This window comes from Sphingomonas horti (genome assembly GCF_009753715.1).
Taxonomy (GTDB): Bacteria; Pseudomonadota; Alphaproteobacteria; order Sphingomonadales; family Sphingomonadaceae; genus Sphingomonas_B; species Sphingomonas_B horti.
The window spans coordinates 148,527-165,824 of the sequence record NZ_WQMS01000001.1 but is presented as its reverse complement, the minus strand read 5'-3'; the positions used below and the strand labels follow the sequence as shown (position 1 = coordinate 165,824).

The window sequence follows — 17,298 nt, the reverse complement described above, 5'->3', positions numbered from 1 at the left end:
CTCGCGGGCCTGACATCCGGTCGCTATGCGCCGGGCGGGTTACGATCTCAACCCCGGAAGGTCCCTTAGGCGGCTGCCTTGCGAATAGCCTTGTCGACCAGCGCCGGATCAGTGACGGGGGCGAGGATCGCCAGCTGGCCGGGGCCGCTGCGGCGCGCGACCAGGATCACGAATTCCTCGTCCCCGGCCTCGATCTCGATCTCGGCCCTGGCGGGCGCAACGCGAAGCGCCGAACGTGCCGCTTCGCCATGGTCCGGCTTCGCCGCCGGGGCGCGGTGCGCGCGCTCGGCGCGAACCACGGCCTTCAGGCCGCCTTCGAACCTGTCCAGATACCGGGCCAGCGCGCCCCGCTCGACGCCTTCGCGCCGGGCGTAGCTCAGCGCCGCCGCATATTCGGTCAGCCGCGTCTTGTCATAGCCGGCGCCGAAGACGAGCTTGACGATCGGCGTCATCGGCGCGCGCGCCTGGACGCTCAGCCCTTCCTGCTCCAGCAGCGCCGTATAGGCGTCCGGCTGCTCGTCGGCTGCGAGCGCGAAGTCCCAGGCGCGGCCGATCGCTGCGTAGAGAGCGGAATGGGCGCGGCCTTCCGACTGCGCAGCGCCTTCGGCGCTCAGCCGGGCGGCGGCGAGCCAGTCATGCAGCGAATGGCTGGCGGCCTCGGCCGGGGCGTCCGCTTCCGGCCAGACCGGCGCGGCATCCGGGGACGCGGCGACGGTGCCGAGCGCGCCGGCGACCTCGCGCTCCAGCTCCTCGCTCATCGCATCCGACGCGGCGTGCTTCCAGTTGATGACGCCATAGACGTAATCGATGGTCTCGCCGTCCGACGAAAAGGGCATCAGGATGCCGCGATACAGCGTCGGCAGCCCGCGATGGTTGGTGAACTCCGCCTCGAAGCCGATCGGCGCCCGGTTGGCGATGATCTGCATGCACGGATCGGTCAGCCGCGACACCAGCGAGCGCGGGGGTACGTCTGCGACGGTGCGGATGCCGTAGAGCATGTCGCACTCCTCGCGCAACGCGCGGCCCAGATAGGTGACGGTCGGGTTGTCGAGCGATCGGCTGAAATCGAGCAGCACGCTGTGCGGGCCGAAATCGGCGATGCTGGCCGGGTCGAGATCCTGGATCGACGGGCAGGGGCGGCCGTTCAGCAGCGACGCCCAGTAATCATAGGCGCGGACGTGCATGCGCCGCTCGCTGCCGCCGATCACCGGCGGCGGCGAATCCCAGCCGATATCGTCCTCGTACTCGTCGCGATTGAAGTCGTACGCGGTGTCCATAGCCGTGCCCCACTTGATCGCCACGATTTGCCGCAAGCAAGGTTAACGCCGCGTAAAGGCCCTAGCCGAACGCCCAGCGCAGCGTGCGGGCGATGCCGATCGTGCCGCTGCGCACCAGCGGGGTCAGCGGCCCGGCGCCGCGCAGCCCATGCATCCGCCGCGCCCAATCGGGCAGCAGGTCGACCGCGGCCCACATCGTCAGCCGATGCAGCGGCTCCGCGCTGGGCTTGTGCGCGGGCGAGCCCAGCACCAGGGCGGCCACTTCGCGAGTCCGGGAATCGACCTTCAGCTCGCCGCGCGTCGCCTCGATCAGGCGCCACGCCTCGGCCAGGCTGCGCGGCACGGGATCGGCGCCGAGCGCTTCCCCGATCCGCGCCATTTCGGCGACGTAGCGATCGCGATCGGCCGCGTTCATCCGCGGCTCTGCATAGCGGATCCAGCCGGCCAGCGCGCTGACCGTCTCGGTCACGTGCACCCAGGCGAGCAGGCGCGGATCGTCGGCGCGGTAGCGCGTGCCGTCCGGCAGCGTGCCGGAGACGCGGGCGTGGATCGCACGCACCCGCGCGATCGCCGCTTCCGCTTCCTCGCGGCCGCCATAGCTGGTCAGCGCGATGAAACGCGCGGTGCGGCGCAGGCGGCCGAGCAGGTCTTCGCGGAAACGCGAATGATCCCAGACGCCGGCGAGCACGGCCGGGTGCAGCATCTGCAGCAGCAGGCCGGAGACGCCACCGACCATCATAGCGGTGACGTCGCCATGCACGCGCCAGACGACCGAGCGGGGGCCGAACAGCCCATCGGGTCGCCGCACGACCGGCTTCTGGCCCCTGGCGCGATCGTTGAAGATCGCCACCACTTCCGACGCGATCCGCCGCTTCACCAGTCCGGCAAAGGGAAGGGCGGCAGCGCCGGCATCGGGGTAGCGCGCGGACATGGTGTCAACATAAGCGCGAACGGCCCGCTTGCCAGCGCCGATTCGCGCTGATAAGCGCCCGCCTCGCCCTTGGCCGCTTTAGCTCAGTTGGTAGAGCATCGCATTCGTAATGCGGGGGTCGCAGGTTCGAGTCCTGCAAGCGGCACCAACCCTGACATGGTCATCCGGCACCACCGCGCCAGCTATCGGCGGAGGGCCTGGCGCAGATTGCCGTCGGCCGTTTCGATCGCCCCTTCATCGATACCGCGCGCGATCAGGACTGCGCGCTTGATGCTGCCGCGGGACGCCACGAGCGCGGCTTCGGCCGTGCCGAGGTCGGTTTCCGCGATCTTCGACACGATCGTCGCCGCGCGGACGCGAAGCTTTGCGTTGGAGACGCGCATGTCGACCATCAGGCCGGCATGAATACGGTCAAGTCGCAGCATGATGGCGGTGGAGAGGATGTTCAGCGCGATCTTCTGCGCGGTGCCCGCCTTCATGCGGGTCGAGCCGGCGACCACTTCGGGCCCGGTCTCCAGTAGGATCGCATGATCCGCAAGCGCGAGCAGCGGGGTTCCCGCATTGCTCGCGAGGCCGATCGTCAGCGCGCCCGCCGCCGCCGCGGCACGCAGGGCGCCAAGCGTGAACGGCGTGCGCCCGCTCGCGGCGACGCCGATCATCACGTCGGCCGGGGTCGGCGAAGCCTCGCGGATCGCGGCCTCGCCCGCGGCGGCATCGTCCTCGGCGCCCTCGACGCTGTCCAGCAGCGCCCCCATGCCGCCGGCCAGGGCATAGACGGTGCGGTCCCAGTCAAAGGTCGGGCCAAGCTCCACGCCGTCGAGCACGGCCAGCCGGCCGGACGTCCCGGCGCCGGCATAGATCAGCCGCCCGTCCTGGCGCAGCCGGTGCGCCGCCGCGTCCGCCGCGTCGGCGATCGCCCGGGACTGGGCATGCGCCGCCGCCGCCGCGGCGAGCTGCCCTTCCAGCATCGCCGCCACCGCTTCGTGCGTCGGCCACAGGTCGAGATCGGCGTAGCGCGGGCTGATCCATTCGGTCGACAAGGCGGACACTCCCTTCGCCGACGGCTCTATTCCCTAATGTCATAGCGATGCCATATCTTCTTAGTCGGACCTTCATGCCATTGGCCTAAGGTCGTGGACCGACGATGGACTATTATCTGGGCATCGACGCCGGCGGCACGCACACACGCGCGCGCCTCGTCACGGCGGACGGCACGATCGTCGGCAGCGGCGAGGGCGGCCCCGCGAACACGCGCATCGGCCTTCCGAACGCGCTCGATGCCGTGGCCCACGCCTATATGCAGGCGCTGGAGGAAGCGGGCCTTGACGAGAGCCATTTCCACCAGATCCGCGCCGGGCTCGGCATCGCCGGCCTCAACCGGCGCGGCGTGCTGCCCGGCCTGCAGGAACATGATTTCCCGTTCCGCTCGATCGCCTTCGCCAGCGACGCCGCGATCGCCAACCTGGGCGCGCATGCCGGCGGCGACGGCGCCATCGTGATCGTCGGGACCGGCAGCATCGGCTTCGCGCGCGTCGGCGACCAGGTGCACACGATCGGCGGCTATGGCTTTCCCATCTCGGATGAGGGCAGCGGCGCCGACCTGGGGCTGCGCGCGATCCGCCAGTCGCTCTGGGCGCGCGACGGCCGCATCCCGCACAGCGCGATGACCGAGGCGGTGCTCGGCCATTTCCACGGCAAGCCGAGCGAGATCGTCGCCTGGACGGGACGCGCGACCCCCGCGGATTATGCCGCGTTCGCGCCGCTGGTTATGGACCATGCAGGCGAGGGCGATCCGGTGGCCGAGGCGATCGTGCAGGAAGCGGCGCTCAGGATCGACCGGCTGATCCGCGTGCTGCTCGACCGCGGCGCGCCGAGCTGCTGCCTGATGGGCGGCGTCGCCGCGCGGATGCGCGACTGGCTGGCCGCGAGCATCCGCGAGCGGCTCACCGAGCCGCTGGGCGACGCGCTGGAGGGCGCGATCCTGCTGGCCCGCACCCGCGCGGTGGAAAAGGAAACCGCTTAGGCGGGCAGGACGGGGCGCCGACAGCCTTCAACTCCGGCAATTCAGCGGTTAAGCCCTGATCGACATGAATCTGCGTCACATCGAGATTTTCCACGCCGTCTATGTGAACGGCTCGGTCAGCGCCGCGGCCCGTGCGCTCAACGTTTCGCAGCCATCGGTTTCGAAGATGCTGCGCCACGCCGAATCGCTGCTCGGCTTCAACCTGTTTCAGCGCACCAACGGCGGGCTGGTGCCGACCGAGGACGCGCACACGCTGTTCACCGAGGTCAGCGAGATCCAGGACCGCGTCTATGCGCTGCGCGAGGCGGGGCGGAACCTGAAGCGGGGCGCGGGCGGCGTGCTGCGCATCTCCGCCTTGCCGTCGCTGGCGCTGGGGGCGCTGCCGACCGCGGTCGCGCGGTTCATGCGGAATCACGAGAATGTGAAGTTCGACCTGCAGACTGTCCATCACGACGACCTGCTCAGAAAGCTGTACGAGCGCGAGACCGACGTCGCCATCGCCTATCAGGTGCCGCCGGCGACGCCGATCGGCAATCGCTGGCTGGGCGAGGGCGAGCTGGTGCTGCTGTACCGCGAGGAGGACATGCCCGACGCGGCGCCGTCGCTGGAGCTCGACGTGCTGCGGGGCAAGCCGTTCATCAGCCTGGCGGCGAGCGGCCCGATCGGCGCGCTGTTCAGCCAGGAGCTGCAACGGCGCGACCTTCAGCTCGACGAAGTCGTCTCGGCGCGGACCTTCTATATCGCCTGCTCACTGGTTCGGCAGGGCGTGGGCATGACCGTCGTCGACAATTTCACCGCGCAGGCGTCGCTGACCCCGGGGCTGTCGATGCGGCCGCTGAAGCCGCGGCTGACCTTCGATGTGCAGGCAATGTTCCTGACCAATCGGCCGCCTGGCGCGCTCGCCTGCGATTTCCTGAAGACGCTCGGCAGCGTTATCGACGATCTATAACGACAAGCTATGCCGAGCGCCGCACTCGCTATGCGCCGGCTTCCGGTCGCGCGGGATACGCCTGCGCGGGATGATCCCAGGTCCCTTCCTCCTCTATCTCGGCCACAGCGACGATCCCGTCGCGATCAAGACGTCGCGCGGGCTCGCCGAATTCCGGCGGGTGGATTGCATCGGCGAATTCCGGCATGACGATTGCCCGCTGACGCTGGGCCTGCCGCGGATGGGGATGGACGAGGCGGCCGCGGCTGGCGCACGCACCTTGGTGCTCGGCATCGCCAGCGCCGGCGGCCGGCTTGGGCCCGACCTGGTCGCAGACGCGGCGGCGGCGCTCGAATCGGGGATGAACGTCGCGGCCGGGCTGCACGAGCGGCTGCGCAAGGAGTCGCGCCTTGTCGCGCTGGCGGCCGAGCGCGGGCTGCAATTGTTCGACGTGCGCGACCCTCCGGAGGATCTGAGCGTCGGCAAGGGCTATCCGCGCGCCGGGCGGCGGCTGCTGACCGTCGGCACCGATTGCTCGGTGGGCAAGATGTATTCGACGCTGGCGTTGACCCGCGCTTTGCAGGCCCGAGGCGTCGCCGCCGATTTCCGCGCGACCGGCCAGACCGGCATACTGATCGCGGGCGAGGGCGTGCCGGTCGATGCTGTCGTCTCCGACTTCATCTCGGGCGCGATCGAGCGGCTCGCGCCGGCGCGCGACGACAATGGCTGGGACCTGATCGAGGGTCAGGGATCGCTGTTCCATCCCTCCTTCGCCGGGGTTTCGCTTGGCCTGCTGCACGGCGCGCAGCCCGAAGCGCTGGTGCTGTGCGACGAGCCGGGGCGGGCGCATATGCGCGGCATTCCCGGCCGCCCGACGCCGGGGCTGGCCGATACGCTGGAGCGCAATCTCGAGGCAGCGCGCGTGACGAGTCCCCAAGTCCGCGCGGTCGGAATCTGCCTGAACACATCGAAGCTGGATCGCGACGAGGCGCTGCGCCTGTGCGCGCGGACGGAAGACGAGCTTGGACTGCCCTGCACCGATCCGGTCGCTTTCGGTGTCGAAGCCATTATCGACAGGCTGCTATGCGTCGAACCCTCAACGCCCGCCACGATCGCTTCGCGCTGACGCAGCCCTTCCGCATCTCGCGCGGAGTGAAGACCGTCGCGGATGTGGTGACGGTGACGATTGGCGAAGGCGATGCGGTCGGGCGCGGCGAGGGCGTTCCCTATGCCCGGTACGGCGAGAGCATCGACAGCGCCTTGGCGCAAGTCGAGGCGGCGCGGGACTTGATCGAACGGGGCGGTGGCCGGCGCGAGCTGCTGGCGGAACTTCCTGCCGGCGCCGCGCGCAACGCGATCGACTGCGCGCTCTGGGACCTCGAGGCGCGGCGCTCCGGCGTCAGCGTCGCGGCGACGATCGGCGCGCCCGAGCCCGCGCGGCTGGCGAGCGCGCTGACGATCGTCATCGACGCGCCCGACGCGATGGCACGTGCCGCCGCTGCGGTGGCGCGGGCGCCGCTGCTGAAGGTCAAGGTCAATGCCGACGATCCGGCCGCGCAGATCCGTGCGGTGCGGGACGCGGCGCCCGAGGCGGCGCTGATCGTCGACCCCAACGAAAGCTGGGACCAGCCGCTGGTCGAGGCGATGCAGCCGGTGCTCGAAGCGGCGCGGGTGGCGCTGCTGGAGCAGCCGATCCCGGCGGACGCGGATGACTGGCTGCAAGGGTTCGAGCCGGTCGTGCCGATCTGCGCCGACGAGGCGGTGCATGTGGCGGCGGACCTGGAGCGGGTCGCACGGCGGTACCAGGTCGTCAACGTCAAGCTCGACAAGTCGGGCGGGCTGACGGCGGCGCTGGAGCTTGCCGATGCCGCGCGCGCGGCGGCCCTGGGCCTGATGACCGGCTGCATGGTGAGCTCCTCGCTGTCGATCGCGCCGGCGCTGCACATCGCGCGCATGTCTGACTTCGTTGATCTGGACGGGCCGGTGTGGCTCAAGCAGGATTATCCCGGCGGCGTCCGGGATGAATGGGGGCTGCTCGTGCCTCCGGAGAAGGGCTTTTGGGGAACGGTGTGAAGACTCTGCGACTGGCGCTGCTCTGCGTGACCTCGGCCTTCGGCATGGGAGCGGCGCCCGTGCCACCGATCGACCTGCTGATCCGGGGCGGCACCGTCTATCCCGGATCGGACGCGCCGTTCACCGGCGACGTCGCCGTGAAAGGGAACCGCATCGTCGCGGTCGGGCCGCATCTAGCGATGGGCGCGGCCCGCGTGATTGACGCCAAGGGCATGATCGTCGCGCCCGGGTTCATCGACCCGCACACCCATGTGGAAGGGCACCTCGCGTCGAAGGACGCGCAAGAGCGGCTGGTGCCGGGCTTCCTGATGCAGGGCGTGACGACCGCGGTGATCGGCAGCGATGGTGGCGGATCGTACGACATGACGAAGGTGTTCGCCCACCGGCAGACCGGCATCAACTACGCCGCCCATGTCGGCTTCGGTGCCGTGCGCAGGGCGGTGATCGGCGAGGCGGATCGCGCGCCCACCAACGACGAGCTGGCGCGGATGAAGCAGCTGGTCGCAGGCGCGATGTGCCAGGGCGCGATCGGCTTCTCGAGCGGCCTCTTCTATGCGCCGCAGAGCTTCGCGAAGACCGAAGAGGTTGCGGCGCTCGCCGCAGAGGCGGGCAGGCGCGGCGGCTTCTACGACAGCCATATCCGCGACGAATCGAGCTACAATATGGGGCTTGCCGCGGCGATCGGTGAGGCGATCGATATTGGACGCCTGGGCCATCTGCCGGCGCACATCTCGCATATCAAGGCGCTGGGCGTCGATGTGCACGGGCAGGCGCCGGCGATCATCGCGAAGATCGAGGCGGCGCGCAGGGCCGGGCAGGACGTGACCGCCGACCAATATCCCTGGTCGGCATCGGGCACGAGCCTTGCCGCCTCGCTGGTGCCGCGCTGGGCGCAGGACGGCGGGCGCAAGGCATTGCTGGCCCGCTTCGACGATCCATCGCTGCAGCAGAAATTGCGCGCCGACATGACGGACAACCTGCGCAGGCGCGGTGGACCGGGCGCGTTGCTGGTCACCGAAGGCGAGTTTCGCGGCCAGCGGCTCGACGCGATCGCGAAAGCGCAGGGCACCGACCCGGTGTCGGCCGCGATCGCGGTGATCCGCAAACATGATCCGGCGGTCGCGTCGTTCAACCAGACCGAGGCCGATATCGAGGCGTTCATGCGCCAACCCTGGGTCATGACCAGCTCCGACGCGTCGACCGGCCATCCGCGCAGCTATGGCAGCTTCGCGCGCAAATATGCCCGCTACGTCGTGGAGCGCCACACGATCAGCCTGCGCGACTTCATCGAGCGGAGCAGCTCCCTGACCGCCGACACGCTGGGGCTGAGCGAACGCGGCCGGCTGAAGCGGGGCGCCTTTGCCGACATCGTCGTGTTCGACCCGAAGCATTATGCCGAACGCGCGACCTATGAGCAGCCGACGCTGCTGGCGCAGGGCGTGCGGACGGTGGTGGTCAATGGCGCGGTCGCGGTCGACCAGGGCAAGCTGACCGGCGCGGCCGCGGGGCGCGCGCTCAGGAAGACACCGCGGCCGGGCAGCTGCTGATGGGGCTGCTGAGGGGCTGGTTCGCGATCCCGCTGTGGAAGCGCGTGCTCGGCGCGCTGCTGCTCGGGCTGCTGTTCGCCCTTGTATGGCCGGAAGGGACGCCCGCCGTCGCATTCATGGGCGAATTGTTCGTCCGCGCGATCCGGATGCTGGTCGCGCCGATCGTGCTGGTGACGATCGCCGCCGGCATCACCGCGCTGGGCGACCCGAAGCGGATCGGCGGGCTGGGCGGCCGCACGATCGGGCTGTTCGCGCTCACCACCGCCATCGCCGTCTCGGTCGGCATGGCGGTGGCGGCGCTGATCCGGCCGGGCGTGGACGCGCCGCTGGGCACCGCCGCACCGCATGCGCTGGGACCGGCGGTGACACCCTATGACCAGCTGATCGGCATCGTCCCGCTCAATATCTTCGACGCGCTCGCCAAGGGCGACATGCTGGCGCTGATCTTCGTCGCGATCCTGACCGGCGTCGGTACGCTGGTGGCGGGCGAAGCGGGCAAGCCCTTCGCGGCGCTGCTCCAGTCCGCATCGGCCGTGCTGCTCAGGATCGTCGGCATCGTCATGGAAGCGACGCCGTTCGGCGTGTTCGCGCTGATCGCCAATGCGGTGGCGGCGAACGGCGCGGCGGTGTTCGTCAATGTCGGCTGGCTGGCGCTCGCGGTGCTGATCGGCTCGCTGGTGCAGATCGTGCTGGTACACAGCCTGATCCTGCGGCTGCTCGCGCGCGTGCCGGTGCTGCCGTTCTTTCGCGGCATCATCGACGCGCTGGTGGTCGCCTTTTCGACCGCGTCCAGCTCGGCGACGCTGCCGGTCGCGATGCGCGTGGCCGAAAAGAACCTGGGCATCGGCCGCCCGGTCTTTTCGACGACGCTGCCGCTGGGCGCGAGCATCGGCAAGGACGGCACCGCCATGTATGTCGGCCTGCTGAGCATGTTCAGCCTGCAGGCGTTCGGCGTGGAGCTGTCGCCGGCCGTCTATGGGCTGGTGCTGCTGACCGGGGCGCTCGCCGCGTTCGGGACGGCGCCGGTGCCGTCGGCTTCGCTGTTCATGCTGGCGGCCGTGCTGTCGGCGGTCGGCGTCGCGCCGGAGCAGACCGCGCTGGTGGTCGGCTTCGTGCTGCCGTTCGACCGGTTGCTCGACATGACGCGCACGGTGCCGAGCGCCAGCGCCAACCTGACCGTCGCGACGACCGTGGCGCGCTGGGAAGGGGAATTGGACGAAAGAGTCTACCGGGCGGCAGCGACCGCCTGAACGGGGGAGATTGGCCATGCAGCGAATGTCAGTCCGCAGCGCCGTGCTGCTCGTCGCGGCCCTTGGGTTCGCCCAGCCGGCCGTCGCGCGGGAGCCGCTGCAGCAGCGCGTCGAAGCCGCGTTGGCCGAGGCGGGGCCGGGGACGCGCTTCGGCCTGGTGGTGACGACGGCGGACGGGCGCGAGCTGGTCGCCGTCGCGCCGGACGACCGCTTCATCCCCGCATCGAACACCAAGATGTTCCCGACCGCGGCGACCTTCGCGTCGGTGGCGGGGCTGGACCAGCCGGATGCGAGCGGCGGCGCGGCGGTGCGGCTGGAGCAGAGCGGCCGCGGCGCGCCCGACGTGATCCTGACCGGCCATGGCGATGCGCGCCTGTCGAGCGCGGACGACTGCACGGTCGACTGCCTCGCGACGCTTGCCGACGCGGTCGCGGCGAAGACCCGCCATGTGCGCGACGTGGTCGGCGACGACAGCCTGTTCCCGGACCAGCGCTGGAGCCCGGGCATGAGCTGGAACAACATCCCCTCCGCCTACGGCACCGCGATCTCCGCGCTGACGCTCGACGACAACGAGGTGGCGCTGCGGGTGATGCCTGGCGCCGCGGGCGGCCAGCCGCGCGTCGAGCAGCTGCCTTACTACACGGTCGAGAACCGGGCGGTGACGGTCGCGGCGGGCAAGACCGAGCTGAACGTCGAGCGGCTGCCGGGGCAGCGCACGATGCTGCTGACCGGCACCATCGGCGCGGGCGCGGCGCCGGAGGTCGTCCGGCTCGGCATCGACGATCCCGCGCATTACGCGGCGTGGCGGCTGAAGGCATTGCTTGAGGCGCGCGGCGTCAAGGTCTCGGGCGACATCCGGACGCGCCACCGGGCGTTCATGCCCGCCGACGATCCGAAGCTGCGCGCCGGGACGCCGCCGGTCCGCCCGCCCCAGCCCGAGGCGCTGACGCGGCTCATCCCGCCTCCGCTGATCGAGGACCTGACGCACACCAACAAGGTCAGCCAGAACCTGCATGCCGAACTTTTCCTCCGCCGGCTCGGGCTGATCGCCGGGACCGGCTCGATCGAGGACGGCGAGGCCGTCGTGCGGGCGATGCTCGAGCAGGCGGGCGTGCCGCGCGCGGGCTTCGACTTCTCCGACGGCTCGGGCATGTCGACCTACAACCGGCTTGCGCCGCGCGCGGTGGTGACGTTCCTGCGCTGGGTCGCGGCGCAGCCCTGGGGCGCGGCCTGGCGCGCGACGCTGCCGATCGCGGGCGTCGACGGTACGCTCCGCAACCGCTTCAAGGGCACCGCGCTCGAAGGCCGGCTGACTGCCAAGACCGGGTCGCTGAACGCGACCAATGCGCTGTCAGGCTATCTGACCGCGAAAAGCGGGCAGACGCTGACCTTCTCCGCCTTCGCCAATGACGTGCCCTCGGACGCGAGTGCGCTCAAGGCGATGGACGCGGCGCTGGAGCTGGTCGCGAACGAGAACTAGGCGGAAGCCCAGGCGGCGATGACCGCATCGCCGGTCGCGCGGCGGAGTTCCATGATGCGGTTGTCGCTGTGCCGCGTCGGGTGGACGCGGTTGGTGAGCAGGGTCCAGGCCAGCCCGCGATCGAAATCGACCCAGAGCCCGGTACCGGTGAAGCCTGTATGGCCGATCGTCTCGGCCGAGCAGGCGTCGCCGCCCGGCCAGCCGTCGAAGCGCCGCTCCCACCCGCAGGTGCGGTGGCCGTGGACCGGTGTGCGGATCGCTTCGAGCATGGCCGGCGAGGCGCCGCTTCCGTCGAGCAGGCCGCGCGCGAAATCGAGCACGCCGGCGACGGTGCCGAACAGGCCGGCATGACCAGGCGCGCCGCCCAGCGCGAACGCGTTCTCGTCGTGAACCTCGCCCTTCATCACGCGGCCGCGCCAGGAACATGCCTCGGTCGCGACCGCTGGCCCCGGAGGCGGCCCGAAGCTCAGCCCCGGACCCAGCGGCCAGTCGGAAAGCGGCCTGCCGGTGATCCGCTCGATCGCGATCCCGAGCAGGATGAAGTTGATGTCGGAATAGACCGGCGGCCCCGCCCGCCACTCGCGCTGCAGCACGAACGCGCGCAGGCGCGCCGGATCGTCGCCATAGGTGTAGATCGGCTCGACCGCCGGCAGGTGGGTGCGGTGGGCGAGGCAGTCGCGGAAGGTCAGCTTGCGCTCCGCCGCGCCAGCTATGTCATATTGGCGGAGATCGGGAATCGCGTCGGTCAGCGGCCGGTCGACATCGATCCGGCCCTGGTCCGCAAGGCTCAGGATCATCGTCGTGGTGGCGATCACCTTGGAGACCGACGCGAGATCGAACCAATGGCCTTCGGTCAGCTCCTCCCGCTCGGGCACCAGTGCCGCCATGCCGGCGACGCGAACGGCGCGACGGCCGTCAGCCGTCACAAGGCCGAGCGTCGCGCCGGGAATCCGCCCGTCCGCGATCGCCGCGGCCGTGGGCGCGAAGGCCTGGTCCAGCAGCGCATCCATCAGACCGCCTCGTCATCCGGCGCGCGGGGGCGGAGGCGGCCGATCACCGGCAGGAACAGCACCGACGCGAGGCTGAGCGCACCCGACAGGACGAAGAAGCCGTCATAGCCGATCGCCTGCTGCATCGATCCCGATGCCCCCGCGAGCAGCCGCGGCAGCAGGAAGGCGAAGCCGGACAGGAAGGCATATTGGGCGCCCGGATGGCGCGGGTTCACCAGCATCGATAGATAGACGACGAACACGGCGCCGGCGAGGCCGTTGCCGAATTGGTCAAGCGCGGTCGCGATGTAGAGCACGACGGGGCCGGCCGCCTGGTGGGCCAGCCACACAAACGCCCAATTGCCGATCGCCGCCGCCAGTGCGCCGAGCGCCAGCGTCCACGCCTGCGGCCAGCGCGTCACCAGCCAGCCGCCCAGGGCGACCCCGATCATGCTCGACAGCAGCGCCACCGCGCCGTCGGCGATGCCGATCTGGGTCAGCGTATAGCCGAGCGAGGCGACCAGCGGCTTCGACAGCGTCAGCGCCAGCACGTCGCCCATCCGGTAGAGCGAGACGAACGCGAGGATGACCAGCGTCGCGTAACCATAGCGCCAGAATACGTCGACATAGGGCCCGATCGCGGCCGAGCGCCGGATCGGCGCATCGGGCGGCGCGCGGCGGATCTTCGGCAGCACCAGCGCCATTGCGACGAACGGCAGCATTGCCAGCAGCAGCACCGCGAGCCGGGCGTCGGTCTTCGGGCCGATGCCGGCGCTCGTCGCCAGGTCGAGCAGCAGCCAGCCGACCAGGGCGGTCGCCGCCGCCGCCGCGAGCAGGATCGCGGCGCTGGCGACCAGTCCCTGGATCAGCGCCGTCGTGCGGCCGGCACTCGCGTCCGGCTCGCCGCGCATCGTGACGAGGATGGGGAAGGGCAGGAAGGCCGCGGCGGCGATCACCAGATAGGCCGCTGTCCAGCCGCTGCTGTCGGCGACGATCAGCGCGCCGCTGCCCGCCGCCACCATCGCGGTCCGGTAGCCCCACAGGTTCGCGGCGACGATCGGCCCCTGTTCTTGCTCGGTCGGCGCCAGTTCGATGCGCCATGCGTCCGCCGCGACCTCGAGCGTCGTCGTCCAGAAGGCCAGCAGCACCGCCCAGAGCGCCGTCACGGCCAGGCTGGCGTCGCTGGAGGTCAGCGCCATCGCCACCATCGCGCTGACGATCCCCAGCTGCGACAGGATGATCCAGCCGCGACGCTTGCCCCAGAAGCGGCCGAAGCCGGGCACCGAATAGCGGTCGAGCAGCGGCGCCCACAGGAATTTGAAGGTAGGCAGCAAGGTCACCCAGGCGAAGAAGCCGATCATCACGATGCCGACGCCGTGCTGCGTCAGCCGCAGCGCGAGCACGGTCGAGAACATGTAGAAAGGCAGCCCGGCGCAGAAGCCGAGCAGCAGGTAGAGCGCGCTGAGCCCGATTCCCCGCGGATGGGCCCGGGGCGAAGGCAGCACCGCCTCAGCCGCGGTCGACATAGGAATGTCCCTCGATCACCCGCACACGCTCGACCGGCGGGGCCGATCCGTCAACGGGCTTCGCGCCCGGCAACCTACCGAAAAACGTCCGGTTCGCGCGTGAAATGACCGAAGGTTATATGCGAGCCAACAGAAACTATGGCGCTTCCGGGTGGTCCTGTTACTTATTGTCCGCAGGGGTTTCGCCAAGGGGGATTATTGCAAATGTTGGCTTCCATCTCGCTGAAAAGGGTTCTCCTTTCCGGGACCGCCTGCGCAGTTCTTGTCACCGCCGCTGCCGCATCGGCGCAGACCGCGCCGTCGGCTCAGGCCGCGGATGCCCGGTCGGAAGACATCGTCGTCACCGGCACCCGCATCGTCCGCGACGGATTTGAGGCGCCGACGCCGCTGACGGTAATGTCGCTGGAGGACATCCAGAACTCCTCGCCGACCAACAACGTCGCGGATTTCGTCAACCAGCTGCCTTCCCTCGCGGGATCGACCAAGCCGGCAAACTCGCGCCTTAACCTCAGCAGCGGCCAGGCCGGCATCAACGCGCTCAATCTGCGCAACCTTGGTGAGACCCGCACGCTCGTCCTGATCGATGGCCGCCGCTCGGTCGCGTCGACCATAACAGGACTGGTCGACGTTAATACGATCCCGCAGGCACTCGTGGAGCGCGTCGAGGTCGTCACCGGCGGTGCGTCGGCCGCCTACGGCTCGGACGCGGTGGCGGGCGTCGTCAACTTCGTGCTCAACAAGAAATATGAAGGCCTGAAGGTGTCCGCCGACGCGGGCATCACAAAGCGTGGCGACGGGTTCAATTATTCGGGCAGCGTGACCGGTGGCATGTCGTTCGCCGATGGGCGCGGCCATGTCGTGCTGAACGCCGAAGTGGCGCACAATGACGGCATCTTCAAGGTCGATCGCGCCTGGAACGCCACCGGCTTTGTTCGGATCCAGAATCCGAATTGGACGCCGAGCAGCACCACGGAGCCGCAATTTCTGGTCCGGCGCCAGATCGGTGCGGCCAACTCGACGCCGGGCGGCCTCATTCTTTATTCCTCGGGCGGCACCGCCAACAGGCTGCGCGGCACCTATTTCGGCCCGGGCGGCTCGGTAAACCAGTTCCAATATGGGGCTCTGACCTTTCCTTCGCCCACAGGGTCCTCCGCACCGTCTCTGACGCAAGGTGGCGACTGGCAGGTCAATGATTCGGGCCGCCGCATCGGCCTTGATCCACGCGACGACCGCTACGGCGTCTTCGGCCGGCTCAGCTATGAGATCGCCGACGGAGTCGAGCTGTTCGCGGAAGGCTCGTACAATTGGCAGGAAGTCTTCTTCAACGCCGGTCCCAACCTCTCGTCTTGCGGCAGTGCCAGTGTCAACAATGCCGGTATCCCCGGCGCCAACGGGCTCTGCACGCTGCGGGGAGAAAACGCCTACCTGATCAAGGCACTTGGGCCGACGCAGCTTGCGGGCATCACCGCGGTGGGGATCGGCACCACCGCGGTCGATCTTCCTTTCCGCGCCGCGAACAACAAGCGCGAGGTGCAGCGCTACGTGGTCGGGGCCGAGGGCGAGTTCACCGCGTTCGGCAAGTCGGCGCATTGGGACGTGTACGCGCAATATGGCCGCGCGGATCTGCGCGAGCAGCTGCGCAATATCATGCAGTTCCCGCGAATGTCGAAAGCGGTCGATGCCGTGTTCTCGGTGCCCGGCGATACGTCCAGCCAGATCGTCTGCCGGGTGAATGCCGACGCCGACCCGACCAACAACGATCCGGCCTGCGTGCCGCTCAACCGGCTGGGCATCGGCGTCGCCGATCCGGCGGCGATCGCCTACGCGCTCGGCGACCCCTATCGTGACGAGACGGTGACCCAGAAGGTTGTGGGCGCGAACCTGTCGCTCACCCCGTTCGCCACCTGGGCCGGCGACGTCAGCCTCGCGGTCGGCGGCGAATATCGCGAGGAGAAGATCAGGGGCTTCGTGCCTCAGGAGTTTCAGCCGCTCATTACGCGGAACGCGACCACGGGGGCGCTCAGCACGACCAACCTTTGGTCGGTCGGCAACTATCTGCCCTCGAACGGCGGCTTCAACGTCAAGGAGGCCTATCTCGAAACCGTCGTACCGCTCGGCCTCGGCCTCGAGTTCAACGGCGCGGTGCGCGCGACCGATTATTCGACCTCGGGCTATGTCACGACATGGAAAGCGGGCGCGACGTGGCAGCCGCTCGATGCCTTCCGCCTCCGCGTGACCCGCTCGCGAGACATTCGCGCGCCCAATCTTGCCGAACTGTTCCAGGCGGGATCCTCGAACAGCGACGCGGTGCGCAACCCCTTCTTCGTGCAGAACCAGAACAATCCGGGGCCCGGGAACATCGTCTATCCGGCGAGCATTTCCTATTCCGCGACTGCGGTCGGCAACCCGGACCTGAAGCCAGAAAAGGCGGATACCTGGAACATCGGCGCGGTCTTCACGCCTGGGTTCCTGCCGGGCTTCAACCTCTCGATCGACTATTTCCGCATCAAAATGAAAGAAGCGATCGGGACGCTCAGCGCGCAGGAGATCATCAACCGCTGCTTCGAAGGCGTGCAGCAATATTGCGACGCCATGACGCCGGACCCGAACAGCCCCGGGCGTCTGCTGTTCCGTGCCCAGCCGTTCAACTTCGTCAGCCAGGTGGTGCGCGGCATCGACTTCGACGCCTCCTTCCGCCGGACGCTCGCGAATGGCGATACTCTGGCCCTGCGTGGCGTGGCGACGCGCTATATCGACAACCTCACCGACCAGGGTATCGCCGGAGTCGAGGTTATCGACACCGTCGGCGTGAATGGCGGCCAGGCGAGCACGCCAAATTGGCTCTACCGCTTCAACGCAACCTATGACACGCCCCGCTGGTCAGTCACCTGGGTGGCGCGCGGCGTGAGCGCCGGCCTGTATGAAGCCGGGGCCATCGAGTGCCGGTCCGCTTGCCCGGTCTCGACAACTCAGCACCGGACCTATGACAACAATCACGTCGACGGGACATTCTATGTCGACTTCAATCTGACGGCCAAGCTGGGCATCTGGGAAGCAGGGGACTCAGAGGTTTTCGTGAACGTGACTAACCTGTTCGATGCCAAGCCTCTGCTGCTCCCGGAAACGGGACTGGCCGCGAACAGCACCTACAGCGATCTGCTCGGGCAAGCCGTCCGCGTCGGATTCAGGGTGAAGGTACGATAAGCCGGGCGGGATTCCGGCGGTCCCCTTCCCAAGGCCGCTTGAATCCCGGCCGCACGCAAAGCCGCGGTCT

13 protein-coding genes and 1 tRNA gene are annotated in these 17,298 nt (G+C 69.2%); 9 read left to right on the top strand and 5 right to left on the bottom strand.

Going from position 1 to position 17,298, the window contains the following annotated elements; all coding sequences use genetic code 11:
* Positions 1–65: 65 nt before the first annotated feature.
* A complete protein-coding gene (locus tag GON01_RS00760) occupies positions 66–1,301 on the bottom strand; it encodes a PAS domain-containing protein (protein ID WP_157025081.1) in 1,236 nt (411 codons plus the stop codon).
* A gap of 37 nt (positions 1,302–1,338) precedes the next feature.
* Positions 1,339–2,208, bottom strand: coding sequence for an oxygenase MpaB family protein (locus tag GON01_RS00755; protein ID WP_157025079.1), 870 nt, complete (start codon positions 2,206–2,208; stop codon positions 1,339–1,341).
* A 72-nt stretch (positions 2,209–2,280) separates the two neighbouring features.
* Between GON01_RS00755 and GON01_RS00750 the strand changes: the two genes are divergently transcribed.
* Positions 2,281–2,356 (top strand) — tRNA-Thr (locus tag GON01_RS00750).
* 34 nt (positions 2,357–2,390) lie between these two features.
* Here the strand turns inward: GON01_RS00750 and GON01_RS00745 are convergent.
* Positions 2,391–3,257, bottom strand: a complete 867-nt coding sequence (locus GON01_RS00745) for an N-acetylmuramic acid 6-phosphate etherase (RefSeq protein WP_456299954.1) — start codon at positions 3,255–3,257, stop codon at positions 2,391–2,393.
* Positions 3,258–3,352: 95 nt separating this feature from the next.
* On the opposite strand from GON01_RS00745, the gene GON01_RS00740 reads away from it, so the two are divergent.
* From GON01_RS00740 to dacB, 7 genes are all read left to right on the top strand, one after another.
* The gene (locus GON01_RS00740; protein WP_157025075.1) at positions 3,353–4,231 is read left to right on the top strand and encodes a BadF/BadG/BcrA/BcrD ATPase family protein; all 879 of its coding nucleotides are present in this window, start codon (positions 3,353–3,355) and stop codon (positions 4,229–4,231) included.
* Positions 4,232–4,295: 64 nt separating this feature from the next.
* Positions 4,296–5,180 carry a LysR family transcriptional regulator gene (locus GON01_RS00735; protein ID WP_157025073.1) on the top strand — a complete coding sequence of 295 codons (885 nt, stop codon included), beginning with the start codon at positions 4,296–4,298 and terminating at the stop codon, positions 5,178–5,180.
* A 70-nt stretch (positions 5,181–5,250) separates the two neighbouring features.
* Entirely contained in the window at positions 5,251–6,285 is a 1,035-nt protein-coding gene (gene dgcN, locus GON01_RS00730; protein WP_157025071.1) for an N-acetyltransferase DgcN, read from the top strand.
* Entirely contained in the window at positions 6,243–7,232 is a 990-nt protein-coding gene (dgcA, locus tag GON01_RS00725; protein ID WP_157025069.1) for an N-acetyl-D-Glu racemase DgcA, read from the top strand. Before dgcN ends, dgcA begins: the two co-directional genes overlap by 43 nt.
* The gene (locus tag GON01_RS00720; RefSeq protein ID WP_309503675.1) at positions 7,229–8,779 is read left to right on the top strand and encodes an N-acyl-D-amino-acid deacylase family protein; all 1,551 of its coding nucleotides are present in this window, start codon (positions 7,229–7,231) and stop codon (positions 8,777–8,779) included. The genes dgcA and GON01_RS00720 overlap by 4 nt, the downstream gene beginning before the upstream one ends.
* The gene (locus GON01_RS00715) at positions 8,779–10,029 is read left to right on the top strand and encodes a dicarboxylate/amino acid:cation symporter (RefSeq protein WP_157025067.1); all 1,251 of its coding nucleotides are present in this window, start codon (positions 8,779–8,781) and stop codon (positions 10,027–10,029) included. The genes GON01_RS00720 and GON01_RS00715 overlap by 1 nt, the downstream gene beginning before the upstream one ends.
* Positions 10,030–10,045: 16 nt before the next feature.
* Positions 10,046–11,509 (top strand): D-alanyl-D-alanine carboxypeptidase/D-alanyl-D-alanine endopeptidase, encoded by a 1,464-nt coding sequence (gene dacB / locus GON01_RS00710; protein WP_157025065.1) that lies wholly within the window; start codon positions 10,046–10,048, stop codon positions 11,507–11,509.
* On the opposite strand, the gene GON01_RS00705 is transcribed toward dacB, so the two are convergent.
* Positions 11,506–12,519 carry a serine hydrolase domain-containing protein gene (locus tag GON01_RS00705; RefSeq protein ID WP_157025063.1) on the bottom strand — a complete coding sequence of 338 codons (1,014 nt, stop codon included), beginning with the start codon at positions 12,517–12,519 and terminating at the stop codon, positions 11,506–11,508. The two genes, dacB and GON01_RS00705, sit on opposite strands and share 4 nt — an antisense overlap.
* The gene (locus GON01_RS00700; RefSeq protein ID WP_232328569.1) at positions 12,519–14,024 is read right to left on the bottom strand and encodes an MFS transporter; all 1,506 of its coding nucleotides are present in this window, start codon (positions 14,022–14,024) and stop codon (positions 12,519–12,521) included. Before GON01_RS00700 ends, GON01_RS00705 begins: the two co-directional genes overlap by 1 nt.
* 204 nt (positions 14,025–14,228) lie before the next feature.
* Here GON01_RS00700 and GON01_RS00695 point away from each other — a divergent pair, with 204 nt between their 5' ends.
* Positions 14,229–17,228 carry a TonB-dependent receptor plug domain-containing protein gene (locus tag GON01_RS00695; protein ID WP_157025061.1) on the top strand — a complete coding sequence of 1,000 codons (3,000 nt, stop codon included), beginning with the start codon at positions 14,229–14,231 and terminating at the stop codon, positions 17,226–17,228.
* Positions 17,229–17,298: the final 70 nt, after the last annotated feature.

Coding starts and splice junctions, on each gene's coding strand:
- GON01_RS00695 (WP_157025061.1), top strand. CDS start 14,229: ATGTTGGCTTCCATCTCGCTGAAAAGGGTTCTCCTTTCCGGGACCGCC.
- GON01_RS00740 (WP_157025075.1), top strand. CDS start 3,353: ATGGACTATTATCTGGGCATCGACGCCGGCGGCACGCACACACGCGCG.
- GON01_RS00755 (WP_157025079.1), bottom strand. CDS start 2,208: ATGTCCGCGCGCTACCCCGATGCCGGCGCTGCCGCCCTTCCCTTTGCC.
- GON01_RS00705 (WP_157025063.1), bottom strand. CDS start 12,519: ATGGATGCGCTGCTGGACCAGGCCTTCGCGCCCACGGCCGCGGCGATC.
- dacB (WP_157025065.1), top strand. CDS start 10,046: ATGCAGCGAATGTCAGTCCGCAGCGCCGTGCTGCTCGTCGCGGCCCTT.
- GON01_RS00715 (WP_157025067.1), top strand. CDS start 8,779: ATGGGGCTGCTGAGGGGCTGGTTCGCGATCCCGCTGTGGAAGCGCGTG.
- dgcA (WP_157025069.1), top strand. CDS start 6,243: ATGCGTCGAACCCTCAACGCCCGCCACGATCGCTTCGCGCTGACGCAG.
- GON01_RS00700 (WP_232328569.1), bottom strand. CDS start 14,024: ATGTCGACCGCGGCTGAGGCGGTGCTGCCTTCGCCCCGGGCCCATCCG.
- GON01_RS00735 (WP_157025073.1), top strand. CDS start 4,296: ATGAATCTGCGTCACATCGAGATTTTCCACGCCGTCTATGTGAACGGC.
- dgcN (WP_157025071.1), top strand. CDS start 5,251: ATGATCCCAGGTCCCTTCCTCCTCTATCTCGGCCACAGCGACGATCCC.